Here is a 16,649-nt window from a genome sequence, read left to right as displayed (position 1 = left end):
TCCTTATTAAGATGCTTGTTTGAAATGTTTCGCAGCGATAGTCTCTACTGCATTTTCAAAGATGCTTAGTCCTTGATCTAGCTCTGATTCGCTGATGGTTAGTGGACAGAAGAACTTCACAACTTCATCGTCTGGACCCGCTGTCTCTATCACCATTCCATTCTCGAAACAGTTTTTCGCAATTTCAGATGCCATGTCACCATTGATACATTCAATACCAACCATCATGCCGCGGCCTTTTTTCTGCACAAACATTTGTGGAAAGCGACGAACACAACGGTCAATAACAGCACTTACCTTGTCTGAACACTGCTTGATGTGTGTTTCAAAATCATCGTTTGCCCAGTAAATTTCTAGTGCTTTTGCAGCAGTAATAAAGGCGTGATTATTGCCACGGAACGTACCGTTATGCTCGCCTGGCTTCCACTGGTCAAGCTCAGGCTTAAGTAATACGACAGCCATCGGCAAACCGTAACCACCGATCGACTTCGATAGCGTCACGATATCCGGTTGGATACCAGACGGCTCGAAACTAAAGAAAGTACCGGTACGTCCACAACCTGCTTGAATGTCATCGACAATCACAAGAATGTCATTGGCTTTACAGATTTTGCTCAAACGTTGTAACCACTCGTTTGAAGCAGCATTTAAACCACCTTCACCCTGCACAGTTTCAAGAAGTACAGCGGCTGGTTTATCCATACCTGCAGAGTTATCATTTAGCATGGTTTCGAACAGCGCGAGACCATCTACGCCAGCGTAACCTTCAAATGGAATACGAGTGACGTTACTTAGACTAGAACCGTTACCTTGTCTGTGATGCTGGTTACCCGTTGCAGCCAGTGCGCCAGCAGTACAACCATGGAAACCGTTAGTAAACGCAACGACGCTGTCGCGGCCTTTTACTTTTTTAGCCAGCTTCAATGCCGCCTCAACAGCGTTAGTGCCTGTTGGGCCCGTAAACTGAACCTTGTAATCCAAGTTTCTTGGTTTAAGGATGTAAGTATCCAACGCTTCCAGAAACGATGCTTTCGCTTCTGAGTGCATATCCAAACCGTGAGTAATACCGTCCATTTCAATGTACTCAAGCAACGCTTGTTTTAGTACTGGATTGTTATGGCCGTAATTTAGAGATCCCGCTCCAGCAAGGAAGTCTAAGTATCGTTCACCTTGTTCTGTTTCTAGCCAGCAGCCTTTCGCTTTACGAAAAACGACCGGGAAATTGTTTGAATATGAGCGTACGTTGGATTCCTGCTTTTTGAAAATATCCATGATGAGACCGTTTTTAATTCCTATTGTTTGAGGATTATTTGAGAGGAATGCGATACAAATATTCTGTATCGTGTTTGCCTTTAAAGTGGGCTTCTTCATCCAAAAATGTGCTTACTTGGCCAGAATTGCCGTTCATCGCATCTAACTTTTTGAACAGTGCCCAAGAGGCTTTATTATCTTCCGTGATGGTAGTTTCTACCGATTTAACACCGCCTAATTCCTCTCGGGTGAGAAGTTCTTTCAACATGCGGAATGCTAAACCATGACCTCTAAAGCGAGGTGAGACTGCAACTTGCCAGACAAATAAAACGTCTTGCTCGTCTGGTTTCTGATAACCGGAAATGAAACCTGCGATTTCGCCTTTTTGCTCAACCAAAATACTGGTTTTGCTGAAATGCGTAGACTGTAGGAAATTGCAATAAGATGAGTTCATGTCCAATGGAGGACAGTCTGCAATCAAGCTGTAAATGTCGTCACCATCAGAGATTTTAGGCTCACGAAAAATCCATTTTTTACTTGAGTCTTCTCCAATCTCTGGATAAAGGACCCAAGGTGCTGATGTGATCATGTGAAAATACATATCCTTTGAGGTCTAATTAAATTTCCTTTTTATTATGGGCATCCCTCGCGACTAAAAATCAAATAATCCGCCTTTTTATCGGTATTTTTGTGATTCAAATCACAAAAATAAACCTATTAACCAAAAGTTAAAATAGTTCGAGGTCTAATTTATTAAATAGTCACCTAAATGCACAGTACAAAAAACAACCAGAATAAGACCGTTTTCCATGCTGTTCATTTCTCAGAGAAAAATAGAAATCCAAAAAAAAGCGGCATGCTTTCGCATACCGCTTTTATCAATAATTTAACTGCTGATACTAGTTATTTTGATTTCTTAGAAACCGCCTTTGGACGAGGTTCATCCATCAAACCTTTTATCAAAGATACCGTTGCAACAAGTAAAACAATAGTAAACGGTAAACCAGTCGTCACCGCCATTGCTTGAGCAGCAGCTAGACCACCACCCAACATCAATGCAATCGCAACCAAACCTTCAAACGTACACCAGAACACGCGTTGTGGCGTTGGTGCATCGACCTTACCGCCCGCAGCAATAGTATCAATAACCAGTGATCCTGAGTCAGAAGAGGTAATGAAGAACACCACGACTAAGATAATGCCGACAAAAGATGTTATCTCAGCCAATGGCATAACATCTAACATGGCAAAAAGTTTTAAAGGTAGTTCTGCGTTAAACACCGCCTCGTAGCCATCATTAACGTATTGGCTAATTGCGTTACCGCCAAAAGCCGTCATCCATAACACACAAACTGAAGATGGGATAAGAATAACGCAAATAATAAACTCACGAACTGAACGACCGCGAGACACACGTGCGATGAACATACCCACAAATGGTGACCAAGAAATCCACCACGCCCAGTAAAACGCCGTCCAGCCTTGAGAGTAATTCACATCCTCTCGTCCAAATGGCATAGATAAGGCAGGGATATTAGCCACATAGGAAACGATGTTCTCGAAGAAACCAGTTAAAATCGCAATCGTCGGGCCAACAACAATAACAAATAGCAATAGCAGCGCTGCAAGACCCATGTTGATTTCAGATAAGATTTTCACGCCCTTATCGAGTCCAGCCACAACAGAGATTAAAGCGAGCGCAGTAATACCAATAATCAATATAACCTGCGTGGTATTGGTCATTGGGACATCAAACAGGAAGTTCAAACCCGTTGCGGCTTGAGACGCACCGTAGCCTAGCGATGTTGCTAAACCAAAAACCGTCGCTACCACTGCAAGAATATCGATAATATGACCAGTCCAACCCCATACACGCTCACCAAACAAAGGGTAAAAAATTGAGCGCATGGTGAGTGGCAAACCTTTGTTAAATGAAAAGATAGCCAGTCCAAGAGCCAAGAGCGCGTATATTGACCACGGATGAAGTGCCCAGTGGTAAATCGTCGCAGCCATCCCTAATGCCGAAGCTGCAGTTGCATCGCCCTCTGCACCACCTAGCGGTGCCCAGTCAGTACGTACACCATTCTCAACGCTCACGCCACCAATCGCAGAACTAAAATGGGACATCGGTTCTGATACACCGAAGAATACGAGACCAATGCCCATACCTGCAGCAAATAGCATTGCCAACCATCCGGCATAGGAGTAATCCGGTGTTGCTTCAGTACCACCGATTCGCACACGGCCCAATGGTGTGAAGATCAATCCGACACAGACAATGACAAAAATATTACCTGAAGCGAGAAAAAACCAGTCTAAATTGTGTAACAAACCCGCTCGTAGGTCTGCAAAAAACGGCTCTACCTGTTCTCGGAATAATAGTGTTATCACAACAAACATGACGATTGCTAAGCCAGAAATTGCAAAAACACGGTTGTGAATATCAAGGCCAAATGGGCCTACCTTTAGCGCAACGTTATCCTGACCAATTTGATAGTCAGTATCTATTGCGTTTACTTTTCCATCGGGGCGTTGAATGCCACCGTTATTATCGGTGCTCACGGATAATCTCCTTAAAAATACGTGACCAAGTTTAAATTACTTTCGTCGGAGTTCGAGTAATGAAACGTCTTCATCACTACCAAGCACATGTTCATAAAACATTGTTCTTATAAGCGGTTACTCAATCCGCCATCATAATCTTAAAGCCCCCTATCTCTCATTGCATTTTATTGTTTTCACCATAAATAACGCCTATTGCCAAACCGAAGATATTGGCATGTTTCGATTAAAGTGATACTGCAGTTGTGCTTGAAACAGCTCCGCAGTTGCTAACGCATCCGTCAGGGCATGGTGAGGTTGATAAGCAGGGAGGCCATATCTTTCACGAGCGTGCCCTAATCGTACAGAACCGGGTTTCTTGCCTTTCAACTTATTGATAAAACCTCTGCATTCACGGCGTTGTATCGCATACTCAATATCTAACGTATCAACAACAGGAAACTGTATCCCCTCTCCGATGCTATTTAGCAAGGCGTTATTAAAGAACTGCCTTTCAATGTTCTTGTAGTGAACAAGTACCACTTTGCCTGACAACGCATCCAATATTTCACCCAAGATCTGAGACAGCTGCGGCGCGTTTTTAACCTCAGAGTCAGTGATACCGTGAATAATGACAGACTCGTGGTTTAACTCTCTGTTTGGGTTAACGACCCAATGAGCAGAACCATTACATTGAACACGATCAATAGTGAACGGCACAAGTCCGATCGTGAGAATGACATCCTCTTCCGAGTTCAATCCTGTTGTCTCAAAGTCTACCGAGACAAATGGCACTTGTTCAATTGGTGTTTCCCCATTAACCATCGGTGTCGAATAGTAGCGTTTGAGCCTCTCGTCTTTCGCTTCTTTAGCGAGTTGTTTGAACAACATTGACCACTCTGGCGTCTGGGATGTATCCAACAACGGCTGTTCTTTTTCTACTTTTTTTGAGAACCACATTATTTGCTACTTCTCTGGTATCGAAACTTAATGAAGTTCTGAGCGTTACTTAGAATTTGAAATGCTGCTTTTAAGTTTCGACGTTCAAATTCAGACATGTTCTCCGGCTCAATATTGTTGTCTGGCTCTTCTCCATTTTCTATATCAAGGGCTTGGTGACGAATTCGAACCATGTAGATTAGCTCCATCGCATCCCTTAAATCCAAACCTCGACCTTTCGGTAAAATGCCAGCATCATTAATGTCATCTAAACGGTCGAAAGAGTTTTGCGATCGCGAACCGATTGCCAGAGAATGCACCCGTATTAAATCGGCCAACGGAGCCGTCCCCCTTCGCTTCAAGTTAATCGAGTTGCGATGACGACCATCTTTCTCCATCACAAAGTCTTTGAAAAAGCCCAGTGGAGGCGTCCTACGTATTGCGTTATACGCCATACAAGCAAGAAAGCGGTTATTTCTTTTCGCTCGTCTCACAATAAAGCTGCTTAATTGCTCCGCCCATTTCACTCGCCCATGCACACCGAGGAGATCAAAAAAGATATTACTATTTAACAATCTCTCAGGGGTTGGATTGTCTATCCAGTTTCCAAAGCATTCTTCCCATTCTGCACGAGTTTTTCGCCATTCTGGGTTGGTAGCCATAATGTCTCCAGTACAATAAGCATAGCCGCATGCCGCTAAACCATCACAAACAAATTTAGCAAACTTTTCAAAGTACTCTCCGTGAATCTCAACGTCATAACTGTTATCGAGAATAAGGGCGTTATCTTGATCCGTTACAATTAGCTGCTCATCCCTCGCCATTGAACCCATTGCGACTAAACAATAAGGAATGGGCGCTGGGCCGAACTCTTGCTCAGCTAATTCAGCGAGGCGTTGTTTGAAACTACTGCCTATAACCGACATGGCTCGACCAATCATGTGCGCGTTGGCATCTTCATTGACCATTCTTACGAAACAGTCTTTTACTTGTTCAGAAACCTGCTTGAGATCCTCGACACTGGTTTGCTGAAAAATAGAGCTCACTAGCAATAGGCTGTTCTGAGATTCGTAACGAACGATGTCCGTCATGCCAATAATTCCTATCGGCTTTTTATCTTTTAAAATTGGTAAATGATGCACGTTGTAACGCAACATGGTTAACATGGCCTCAAACACATAGGCGTTATAATCCAATGAAACCACGTCATAACTCATGACCTCACTCACTGGAATATTGGTATCAATACCTTGAGCTAGTACGCGAATGCAAAGATCGCGATCAGTCAATATTCCAAGCAGCTGTTCATCATCTTCTTCTGTGAGCTCCTCTGTCGGGCGAATAATGAGCAGAGAGGTGACATTTTCCTCTGCCATTAGTATCGCAGCTTCCTGAATTGAAGCCGTTGCCTCCAGAGTTACTGGATCTCTTGCTAAGATTTTACGTGCCTTAGCGGTGGTAAAGTCATTGCTTTCGGAGCGGCTAGATATTGCGCTTCGCAAACGCGCGCTATCTTCCAGTTCCATGTAGTCCGCAAAGTTTTCAAACTCATCACAAAGTTCATTGAAGATGTTTTCCGGAATACAGTAAACGAGAGTGTCTTCTATCGCTTTGGCTGGCATACGTACGCGGTTGTTCATCAACAACCCCATCTGACCAAACAGTCCACCAGCATCAATCCTGTTGTAAAGTTCACCTTTACGTCGATAAATCTCTACCGCCCCACTTCTCACCATATACAAGTCGCGGATCGTATCTCCGAAGTTAAGGATTTTTGTTCCTTGCCGAAAGTATGCAACCTCGGCATTGAGAGCAATTTTTCTAAGCTGCTCTTCAGGTAGGTCGTCAAAAGGTGGGTACTGGCTAATGAAATTGAGCACTTCTAACTGTTCGGCTTCCATTTTTTATTCCATACGTTGCCTAAACTACAGCGATAAATATCACCCTGAGTGAAATCAAGCAATAAATAAATCTAAGGATAACAGTACCTAACCGATTTCACAGGACCAAGCCTTAACCAAAAATTAGAGCTCTAACCTTTTTATATGTAGAACTCTAAGCTATCACGGCTTATATCTATGCAAGTGAGTTGAGTTGAAATGTACAAAAAAATTCAAAATAAATTCAACCCTACGTCAAGGCAACGTTACGGCGGATAAAAACATATTGCAAACAATTGTTTTAAATATAAAAAACAAGAGTTGAACAGACCTTACTCAACGAATTCTCTATGCACGGCAGAACTAGTTAACCAACCCCCTTTCGTTGAAAGTTGAACTAAAATTAATTAGAGTACAAATCGTTAAACAGTTATAAACACACGAAAAAGGACAGATAACATGGATCCCATACTGGAAGTTAAGGGACTGTATAAAGTGTTTGGAGAAGACCCAGAGAGAGCCTTCTCGCTTATCGACAAAGGCGTCGATAAAGACGGTATTTTTGAACAGACAGGTTTAACAGTCGGCGTAAACGATGTATCTCTCACCATAAATGAAGGGGAAATTTTCGTAATCATGGGCCTTTCTGGCTCCGGGAAATCCACCCTTGTTCGACTTCTTAACCGGCTCATTGAGCCGACTAAAGGTAGTGTTTATCTCAAAGGAAGAGATATCGCCCACATCTCCGAGAATGAACTTCGAGAAGTTCGTCGTAACAATATCTCAATGGTGTTTCAAAGTTTCGCACTCATGCCACACATGACGGTGATTGAAAATGCCGCCTTTGGTTTAGAACTTGCCGGCATCGACGTTAATGAGCGTCAGAAAAGTGCCCTTTCCGCCTTAGAAAGAGTGGGTTTAGACCCTTATGCAGAATCTTTCCCTGACGAATTATCCGGTGGTATGAAACAGCGCGTTGGTTTAGCGAGAGCGTTAGCTTGTGATCCAGACATCCTATTAATGGACGAGGCGTTTTCCGCTTTAGACCCATTGATCCGTTCTGAGATGCAAGATGAGCTTATTCGTCTACAGAACGATGACAAACGCACAATTGTCTTCATTTCTCATGATTTGGATGAAGCAATGCGCATTGGCGACCGTATCGCCATCATGCAAAACGGTGAGGTTGTTCAGGTTGGTACACCTGATGAAATATTACACAGTCCAGCAAATGATTATGTCGAAGCCTTTTTCCGCGGCGTAAACATCGCAAGTGTCTTGACAGCAAAAGATATCGCGCGCAAGAAGCCAGCGGCTGTTTTTAAGAAATCGGAAAATGACGGTCCAGGCTCTGCGATGCAGATTCTGATGGATCACGACCGTGATTACGGCATTGTCGTCGATAAATCTAGCCGATATTCCGGCATCGTATCTCTTGATTCACTACGTTTGGCTCATAAAGAAAACCGTTCGTTAGCCAGTGCTCAATTACCGGATGAAGTTACTCTTCAGCCTGATCAGTCAATTAATGACATTTTGGGTCTGGTTGCTGGTGTTCCTTATGCCGTGCCTGTCGTAGATGAGCAAGGAACTTACTTTGGTGTCGTGACTAAATCACGTCTTCTACAAACACTAGATAAGGATTAACACGATGTCTTCAGAGCAAACTAACAATGATCCCTGGTCAAATACTGCTCCTGCGCAAGATGATCCTTGGTCGCAAGGTACAGAGGCCGCGCCAAGTAATGATTGGCTCAACTCAGAAACTGTAGAGCAAGCACCATTCGATATTATGAACCCATTCCAAGATGCGGTTTTACCCCTCGATAGCTGGGTAGAGTCCGGTTTGAACTGGCTGGTGGAACATGGTCGACCTGTTTTCCAAGCAATACGAGTTCCAATCGACTTTATTCTAACGTCGTTTGAAACTGCTTTGGTGTCTACACCTGCGCCTATAATGGTACTCATTTTATTTTTGCTAGCGTGGCAGTTTTCCAATGTAAAACTTGGTTTTTCTACTCTTGTATCCCTTGTTTTCATCGGCCTAATTGGTGCGTGGTCACAAGCGATGACAACGCTAGCACTGGTGTTAACCGCCGTTTTCTTCTGTTTGCTTATAGGGCTACCAATGGGGATATGGTTGGCAAGGAGCCAAACCGCTGCCAAATTTGTTAGGCCAATATTAGATGCAATGCAAACGACTCCCGCGTTCGTTTACCTTGTGCCAATTGTTATGTTGTTTGGTATTGGTAACGTTCCTGGCGTAGTAGTAACGATCATTTTCGCCCTGCCTCCCGTTGTGCGCCTGACTATTTTGGGTATTCAGCAAGTACCTGAAGAGCTTATCGAAGCTGGCCACTCTTTCGGGGCAAACAAAAAACAGATGCTTTATCGCATCCAGTTACCGTTGGCGTTACCAACTATCATGGCAGGTGTAAACCAAACCTTAATGCTGTCACTTTCTATGGTAGTGATTGCTTCAATGATTGCTGTTGGCGGCTTAGGCCAAATGGTACTTCGTGGTATTGGCCGACTTGATATGGGTCTTGCTGCCGTTGGTGGCTTAGGCATCGTTATTCTTGCGATTTTGTTAGACCGTATCACCCAGGTGTTAGGGGTTAATGCGGGCAACACTAAACTTCGCTGGTATCACACAGGTCCTGTTTCATACCTATTAAAACTGAAAACAAAGACGAACCAAGACGATCTAAAACTTAGGAGAAACATCAATGAATAATTCATGGAAGAAAGCGCTCTCTGTTGGAGCTCTAAGTACTATCGCATTTTCAACTTATGGTGTGGCAAGTGAACTACCGGGTGAAGGTGTCACTGTTCAGCCTGTTCAATCAACCGTTGCAGAAGAAACATTTCAAACGTTGATCGTAAACCGCGCACTTGAAGAGCTTGGTTACGATGTTAAACCGACCAAAGAAGTGGACTACAACGTAGGCTACACCTCTATTGCTAAAGGTGATGCTACTTTCTTAGCGGTTGGTTGGTTCCCTCTTCACGCCGATAAGTACACGATGTCTGGCGGTGATGATAAGTTCTTCCGTAAAGGCCAATACGTAAGTGGTGCTGCGCAAGGTTATTTGATCGATAAGAAAACCGCGGAAAAATATAACATCACTAACATTGGTCAGTTAAAAGATCCAAAATTGGCGAAGCTATTCGATGCAAACGGCGATGGCAAAGCGGACTTAACTGGTTGTAACCCAGGTTGGGGTTGTGAAATGGTTGTTGAGCATCAGTTGGATGCTTTCAAACTCCGTGACACAGTAACACACAACCAAGGTAACTACGCAGCGATTATCGCTGATACGATCTCACGTTACAAAAAAGGCGATCCGATTCTTTACTACACTTGGACACCGTACTGGGTAAGTGGCGTTTTAGTTCCAGGGAAAGATGTTGTGTGGTTAGAAGTGCCATTCTCTTCACTTCCTGGTGAGCGTAAAGACATTGATACGACACTAGAGAACGGTAAGAACTACGGCTTCGAGATGAACTCTATGCGCATCGTTGCCAATAAAGAGTTTACAGAAAACAACCCTGCTGCTGCAAAGCTGTTTGAAATCATCAAACTAAATATCAATGATGTTAGTGCGCAGAATATGATGATGAGCCAAGGTAAGAACAGCTCAGCGGACATCGAGTCTCATGTAAATGGCTGGATCAAAGCGAACCAGAAAAAGTTCGACGCATGGGTCGAAGAAGCGAAGAAAGCCGCAATGTAATCATGCCTTTATCAATCTCTAGAGCCAGTTGGTGTTATCAACTGGCTCTTTTTTTACACAAACGCCCCTCCCCCTTACATAGACATACCAACACTTACACTACTCGACCATAAACCCACATTATAATTCACGTTTATTTCACGCTTGCTTTGCTAAAAACAACACAACATAACAATTAAACTATTCGAATAAATATGAAAAACTTATCAAAGAGCTCTGTGTGGGGGCCTTTGCAGCCAATTGCTGCCTTTTCTTTGTTTTCGCTTCTATTTCTGTCTATCTCAAGAGTTTTGCTAGCTTTTTGGCAGATTGACCGTATTGACTCTCTAAACGACTTAATTTACATCCTAGGTCAAGGTTTGCGCGTAGATATTGCAACGCTGTGCTGGTTATTTATTCTTCCAGCACTGTTATCAACCTTCATGCCATTAACCGGTAAGATGGGAGAGTGTTGGAAGCGAATATTACGCATATGGATGGTTTTAGGGCTTTGGGTGCTTGTATACATGGAGCTAGCAACAGCGCCATTCATTCAGGAATACGACCTACGTCCAAACCGCCTGTTTGTGGAATACTTAATCTACCCAAAAGAAGTCTTGAGTATGCTCTGGAATGGCTACAAATTAGAACTGTTTATTGGTGCGTTAGGTACAGTTTTAACCATCACTTTAGGTTGGAAGTGGAGTAAGAAACTGACCGATAAGGCGCAGCAGGTCAACTGGAAATGGCGACCACTATTGGCACTTTTCGTTGTTCTTTTTGGGGTTGCAGGTGCTCGCTCATCTTTAGGTCACCGCCCGCTAAATCCTGCTATGGTCGCCTTTTCTAACGATCCACTGCTTAACGACTTAGCACTGAACTCATCTTACTCATTGTTGTTTGCGGTTAATAGCATGAAGTCAGAAAAGAGCGCGGAGCAGTTCTACGGAAAAATGGACACTCAAAAGATGTTGGAATTAGTTCGCACTTCATCAACAAAGTCCGACTTCACCCCTTCATTACTCCCAACCATGAACAGTAACCCCGCGACTTACCAAGGTAAACATAAAAACTTAGTGATTTTGCTACAAGAAAGCTTAGGCGCCCAATTTGTCGGTGCTTTGGATGGTTTGCCTCTAACACCAAACCTTGATGAACTCATGAAGGAAGGTTGGCAGTTCACACAAATGTACGCCACTGGTACTCGTTCTGTTCGTGGAATTGAAGCCGTAACCACGGGCTTTCCTCCATCCCCGTCTCGCGCGGTAGTGAAGCTGAGTAAAAGCCAAACGGGTTTCTTTACCATCGCGGACTTACTGAAAGCTCAAGGTTATCACACGCAATTTATTTACGGCGGTGAAGCCAACTTTGACAACATGAAAACTTTCTTCTTTGGTAACGGTTTTGATCAAATAGTAGAAGAAGATGATTATAACAACCCAAGCTTTGTTGGCTCTTGGGGTGTTAGTGATGAAGATCTATATAACAAAGCAAACGAAGAGTTTGAACGCCTTTCAAAAAGCGACAAACCTTTCTTTAGCTTAGTTTTTACGTCAAGTAATCATAGCCCTTATGAGTATCCGAAAGGCAAAATTGAGCCATACGATTCAGAATATATGACGCGTAACAACGCCGTAAAATATTCCGATTACGCTTTGGGCACTTTCTTTGAAAAGGCGAAAAAGTCATCTTATTGGGATGATACCATTTTCATTGTAATTGCAGATCATGATGCACGTGTTTCTGGCGCTAACCTTGTTCCGGTTAAGCACTTTCACATTCCAGCATTGATCCTTGGTAAAGGCATTCAACCACGTAAAGATGATCGCATAGCAAACAACATCGACATGCCGCCTACACTGTTATCTCTAATTGGGGTAGATGCTAAAACACCGATGATTGGTCGTGATTTAACGAAGCCACTAGCTCGCGAAGATGAACGCGCAATGATGCAATACGACAAAAACTTTGGTTATTTAACGCGCGACAATCTAGTTGTGCTTTCCCCTGGTGAAAAGGTATCGACCCTGGCGTACGACTTTAAAGACCAAACCATGAAGCCGCTAGAGGTGGACGAGTCTATTATCGAGCGTGCAAAAGCAAACGCATTATTTGCATCTAAAGCGTATCAAAACAACTGGTATTCTTCCAAACACACTCATTAATACCAATGATTCCGCTGATAAAAAGGAGCTAAACGGCTCCTTTTTCTTATTCTTTCACTTACCTTCGAGAATGTGCTACTGACAACTCCTGTCGTTCCTTTCCGTTAGATTGCCCCTACTATTTCTAATTGATTAAGGAACAAACCATGCTGACTATCAATTCATTCGTTCTCTACGTTGAGGACATCCACATAAGCCAAGTTTTTTATTCGAAACTGTTCGAACGCAAAGTCACGCAGTTGTCTCCAACCTTTGCCGCTATTCCAATGACCGAAGGCTTAACGTTGACACTCAAGCAAAGAGATAATCTTTCACCCTACAGCGGAATTAGAGGTGGTGGCACCGAGCTGTCTTTATCAGTGTCCAACAGGCATACGTTAGAGCGCATTTACAAGCGCTGGAAAGACCTAGGTGTTGAGTTTGTTCAACCACCAGCGACATCAGTGTATGGGTTAAATTTTATGGCTATCGATCCAGATAAGCATCGCATTCGTGTTTTCATAAATGAATAAAAATGCGTTAAAAATGCTTTTTACCCATTCCCAATGTGACTTCAATAAATTAGACTCAAGGAAATATCAAAAGCGGCGTAGTAATAAGAAGGAATGCCCATGAGCTCAAGTATGATCCTTAGCGAATCCCTAATCGAGAGCGGAAGAGATATCCCCCTCAAAGAACTGCTTTATGCAAAGCGCGTGCTGGATAACTACATGGCAGTAGCCAAAGAAAGTAGCCCGCTTGAGCTATTAACTGAGATGAAATCGGCAGCAAAGCAAGTAGAATACTTTACAACGACGAGTAACCCGTGTGAGGCTCGTAATGTCATCAGTCAGATGATTGATAAAATCGACACCGCGGAATCTTTTGCTTCGTTCAAAGCATTAGCAGGTAAGCCATCTCAAGCACTCAATGAACTAATTGAAGATCGAGCTCAGCTGATTAAACACGAACGAGAGCTCCTGCTCGCCTCAGGCTATGACGCCTCACGAATCTAATATACGCGACAGGCTAAAAGTCATAGCTAACAACGAAAAAGGAGCTCTTAAAGAGCTCCTTTTGCTTTTCAAAACCGGATACAAAAGACTTAAAGGCCGATATCTTCCGTTATTGCTTTGATTTGTTTGAGGTCCATTTTATAGACTTCAATCATTTGATCGACCTGACTTAGTCGTGAATTAGCTTCATCATGTTTATCACACGCGTCCGACTTCACGTCCCAAGATTTGCCTTCTAAAAATACGTCACACTCTTTCTTGAGTTTCTCAATCTTAGGTAATAATTTCGACCGTTCTTTCTCGAGAGACTCTAATTCTTGCGAAATTTTCAGCTCTTTCTGGAATACTTCGCGGGACCGCTCAAACATAGTCGCTTGCATATCCGCTTGACGACTCAACTTCTCATTTTCTGACTTCGTCGTGTTGATCTTATCTGCCTGCTGCTTCAATTGAGACTCTAGTGACAAGTTGACCTTCTCGACCTCAGTCAATTGCTTTTGCAACTTCTTAAGTGCTTTCTGGTGCGCTTCGTCTTTCGCGGCAAGTAACTCACTAACTTGGTTTTGTATTTCTTGGTCAAGCGCCTCTTCACGCACTTTTACTTGAGATTCCAACTGGGTTTTATCTTGCGTTAGTGCTTGATACTTTTCTTCTAATACGTGGTAAGTCGATTCCCACTTGTTCGCAGTGACAACCGATCCAACAAGGCCACCAAATGCCAAGCCTAACACCGCAGCGATTGCGATATAGATATGCGTACGTTTGTCACGCTCTTCAATGACAACTACGTCGTCTTGCTCTTCCATTTTGTTCTGAGAACTCACCGTATACTACTCCAAGGACTCTTTTACTTTGCTAGCGGATCAATTCCGCAAACATAATTGATGCTGTATAAATCAGAAATGCGCCAATTAATGTTATAACGGTCGCTTTTTGGACTTTTTCATTGGTTCGATAACGAAACAGCACAAATGCTACTGCAATCAACACCGCAATGGCTAATAATCTGGTCATACCGCCTCCTTGTCCACTCATGAAAAACTGCCTAGGTCCGTAGACTGTTTCACAAAGATTCATTGTAACCCATTTATACGTACCATAAGGTCAACTTAGCGTAGATTTTAAAATAAGTGCTCCGATTTTAATCAATTTTGTGTCCTTAATTGAATAACTTATGTCGTAACGATCGAAACACATTTATCGTTCTGAAGTGTTTTTGGGTTCCATTCCCTAACCCAATAAATTTTATTTATGCCGTGACTCGCACAAAAAGATTGGCAAACATACCTTCATGAAAATAGATAAGGTTATTTCATTGAAAATAAATTGACATAGGGTGTTGAAATGGACCAAAAACATGATAGAGTTCACACGTTAATGATGACCAGCATCATTAACTAACCTTTACTCATTTAATTGAGTAATTGTTCCGATGAAGACTGCAGGAGAGTGGTTATTAATCAAATTTTAACATTTGATTAGCATAACTCGCCGAAGAATTAACTATTTCAGGTGCTACCTAGGTAGCGGGGACTGTAGTTGGAGGAACCTCTGGAGAGAACCGTTAAATCGGTCGCCGAAGGAGCAAGTCTTGCACTCACGCAAGGTGAAACTCTCAGGCAAAAGGACAGAGGAGTGGAAAGTTACAACCTAACTATTTTGCTTGGCCTTCCCGCCTACAGCCAATAGCTTAGTTCTTTTAGAGATCGTTGATCTCGTCCTTTCCCTCTTCTCCTTATTAGTTGTTTTATTAAGGGGAAATCATGAACAACCTACAATCTTTACTACAAACCATCGATAATTTTGTCTGGGGTCCACCGCTGCTTATTTTGCTAGTGGGTACAGGTGTTTACTTCACTTTTAGCCTTGGCTTGATCCAGTTTAAACACCTCCCAACAGCGCTAGCGATGGTATTCAGTAAAGATAAGTCATCTAATACTCAAGGTGACGTTTCTAGCTTTGCAGCTCTTTGTACTGCACTCTCAGCAACAATTGGTACTGGTAACATTGTTGGTGTTGCCACAGCAATCAAACTCGGTGGACCAGGCGCTCTATTCTGGATGTGGCTCGCTGCCCTTTTCGGAATGGCGACTAAATACGCCGAATGTTTGTTGGCGGTTAAGTACCGAAGAGTCGATGATAAAGGCCAAATGATTGGTGGCCCAATGTATTACTTGCAATACGGTGTTGGCTCAAAAGCTCTCGCGATCATGTTTGCAGTGTTTGCTTTAGGTGTTGCTTGTTTTGGTATCGGTACGTTTCCACAAGTAAACGCGATTCTGGATGCAAGTGAGATATCTCTTGGTGTTAACCGTGAGCTATCTGCCTTTGTACTAACTCTTTTGGTTGCTTTCGTAACTTTGGGTGGCATCAAATCCATTGCTAACGTTGCAGGAAAAGTGGTTCCTACCATGGCTGTATTTTATGTGTTGGCGTGTTTAAGCGTGATCATCATGAATGCAGACCAATTGTTCAATGCCGTTGAATTAGTGCTGGTTTCAGCCTTTACATCAACAGCAGCGACTGGTGGTTTTCTAGGTGCAAGCATCATGTTGGCAATCCAATCAGGTATCGCTCGCGGTGTGTTCTCAAATGAATCAGGTTTGGGTAGCGCGCCTATGGCAGCAGCAGCAGCGAAGACAGACTCTTGTGTTAAACAAGGCCTAATTTCAATGACGGGTACCTTTTTCGATACCATCATTATTTGTACCATGACAGGCCTTGCTCTAATCCTGACCGGTGCATGGCAAAGTGACCTAGCAGGCGCCGCGATGACGACTCATGCTTTTGCGGTGGGTTTAAATGCAGATACATTTGGCCCTATGCTCGTCTCAATCGGTTTGATGTTCTTCGCTTTTACCACCATTCTTGGTTGGAACTACTACGGTGAGCGTTGCGTTGTGTTCCTGTTCGGAACTAAAGCTGTGCTTCCATACAAACTGATTTTCGTTGGCTTGGTGGCATCTGGTGCATTCCTTCACCTCGATATGATTTGGCTACTGGCTGATATCGTAAACGGTCTGATGGCAATTCCTAACCTGATTGGTTTGATCGCACTGCGTCACGTCGTACTGGCAGAAACCAAACTGTTCTTTAGCTCAACATCGCAATCAGGTGAAGTTGAAGCAGTGAAAGCTTAGTGAAATGACAGCTGTTCGGTCA

At 43.2% G+C, this 16,649-nt stretch carries 14 protein-coding genes and 1 riboswitch; of the genes, 7 read left to right on the top strand and 7 right to left on the bottom strand.

The annotated features are described in order from the left end of the window. Positions 1-6: 6 nt before the first annotated feature. From ectB to IJ23_RS02140, 5 genes are all read right to left on the bottom strand, one after another. A complete protein-coding gene (gene ectB, locus IJ23_RS02160; protein WP_017820939.1) occupies positions 7-1,272 on the bottom strand; it encodes a diaminobutyrate--2-oxoglutarate transaminase in 1,266 nt (421 codons plus the stop codon). Between the two features lie 34 nt (positions 1,273-1,306). Further along, positions 1,307-1,840, bottom strand: coding sequence for a diaminobutyrate acetyltransferase (ectA, locus tag IJ23_RS02155; protein WP_005393379.1), 534 nt, complete (start codon positions 1,838-1,840; stop codon positions 1,307-1,309). Positions 1,841-2,154: 314 nt separating this feature from the next. Further along, complete coding sequence (locus tag IJ23_RS02150) at positions 2,155-3,813, bottom strand: BCCT family transporter (RefSeq protein ID WP_005377772.1); 1,659 nt, start codon at positions 3,811-3,813, stop codon at positions 2,155-2,157. A 192-nt stretch (positions 3,814-4,005) separates the two neighbouring features. Next, positions 4,006-4,752, bottom strand: coding sequence for a 3'-5' exonuclease (locus tag IJ23_RS02145; RefSeq protein WP_017820938.1), 747 nt, complete (start codon positions 4,750-4,752; stop codon positions 4,006-4,008). Further along, positions 4,752-6,632 (bottom strand): DUF294 nucleotidyltransferase-like domain-containing protein, encoded by a 1,881-nt coding sequence (locus IJ23_RS02140; protein ID WP_005377775.1) that lies wholly within the window; start codon positions 6,630-6,632, stop codon positions 4,752-4,754. Before IJ23_RS02140 ends, IJ23_RS02145 begins: the two co-directional genes overlap by 1 nt. 438 nt (positions 6,633-7,070) lie before the next feature. On the opposite strand from IJ23_RS02140, the gene proV reads away from it, so the two are divergent. From proV to IJ23_RS02110, 6 genes are all read left to right on the top strand, one after another. Beyond that, a complete protein-coding gene (proV, locus tag IJ23_RS02135) occupies positions 7,071-8,258 on the top strand; it encodes a glycine betaine/L-proline ABC transporter ATP-binding protein ProV (RefSeq protein ID WP_017633996.1) in 1,188 nt (395 codons plus the stop codon). 4 nt (positions 8,259-8,262) lie between these two features. Next, on the top strand, positions 8,263-9,348 hold the full coding sequence (proW, locus tag IJ23_RS02130; protein WP_005377778.1) for a glycine betaine/L-proline ABC transporter permease ProW: 1,086 nt from the start codon (positions 8,263-8,265) through the stop codon (positions 9,346-9,348). Beyond that, complete coding sequence (gene proX, locus IJ23_RS02125) at positions 9,341-10,348, top strand: glycine betaine/L-proline ABC transporter substrate-binding protein ProX (protein ID WP_005385703.1); 1,008 nt, start codon at positions 9,341-9,343, stop codon at positions 10,346-10,348. Before proW ends, proX begins: the two co-directional genes overlap by 8 nt. 194 nt (positions 10,349-10,542) lie before the next feature. Next, positions 10,543-12,492, top strand: coding sequence for an LTA synthase family protein (locus IJ23_RS02120; RefSeq protein ID WP_033905213.1), 1,950 nt, complete (start codon positions 10,543-10,545; stop codon positions 12,490-12,492). 146 nt (positions 12,493-12,638) lie between these two features. Continuing rightward, on the top strand, positions 12,639-13,004 hold the full coding sequence (locus IJ23_RS02115; protein WP_033905211.1) for a VOC family protein: 366 nt from the start codon (positions 12,639-12,641) through the stop codon (positions 13,002-13,004). Positions 13,005-13,103: 99 nt separating this feature from the next. Continuing rightward, the gene (locus IJ23_RS02110; RefSeq protein WP_005377782.1) at positions 13,104-13,487 is read left to right on the top strand and encodes a hypothetical protein; all 384 of its coding nucleotides are present in this window, start codon (positions 13,104-13,106) and stop codon (positions 13,485-13,487) included. 89 nt (positions 13,488-13,576) lie between these two features. On the opposite strand, the gene IJ23_RS02105 is transcribed toward IJ23_RS02110, so the two are convergent. Beyond that, positions 13,577-14,311, bottom strand: a complete 735-nt coding sequence (locus IJ23_RS02105) for a chromosome partitioning protein ParA (protein ID WP_033905210.1) — start codon at positions 14,309-14,311, stop codon at positions 13,577-13,579. 31 nt (positions 14,312-14,342) lie between these two features. Next, complete coding sequence (locus IJ23_RS25335; protein ID WP_005377784.1) at positions 14,343-14,501, bottom strand: hypothetical protein; 159 nt, start codon at positions 14,499-14,501, stop codon at positions 14,343-14,345. A 527-nt stretch (positions 14,502-15,028) separates the two neighbouring features. Next, positions 15,029-15,128: riboswitch (glycine riboswitch) on the top strand. 122 nt (positions 15,129-15,250) lie between these two features. Between IJ23_RS25335 and IJ23_RS02095 the strand changes: the two genes are divergently transcribed. Beyond that, positions 15,251-16,627, top strand: coding sequence for an alanine/glycine:cation symporter family protein (locus IJ23_RS02095; RefSeq protein ID WP_005377785.1), 1,377 nt, complete (start codon positions 15,251-15,253; stop codon positions 16,625-16,627). Positions 16,628-16,649: the final 22 nt, after the last annotated feature.

The sequence above is a fragment of the Vibrio sp. OY15 genome (assembly GCF_000742455.1).
GTDB lineage: Bacteria > Pseudomonadota > Gammaproteobacteria > Enterobacterales > Vibrionaceae > Vibrio > Vibrio alginolyticus.
The sequence above is the reverse complement of the archived record's forward strand: the minus strand, read 5'-3'. Positions and strand labels throughout refer to the sequence as shown.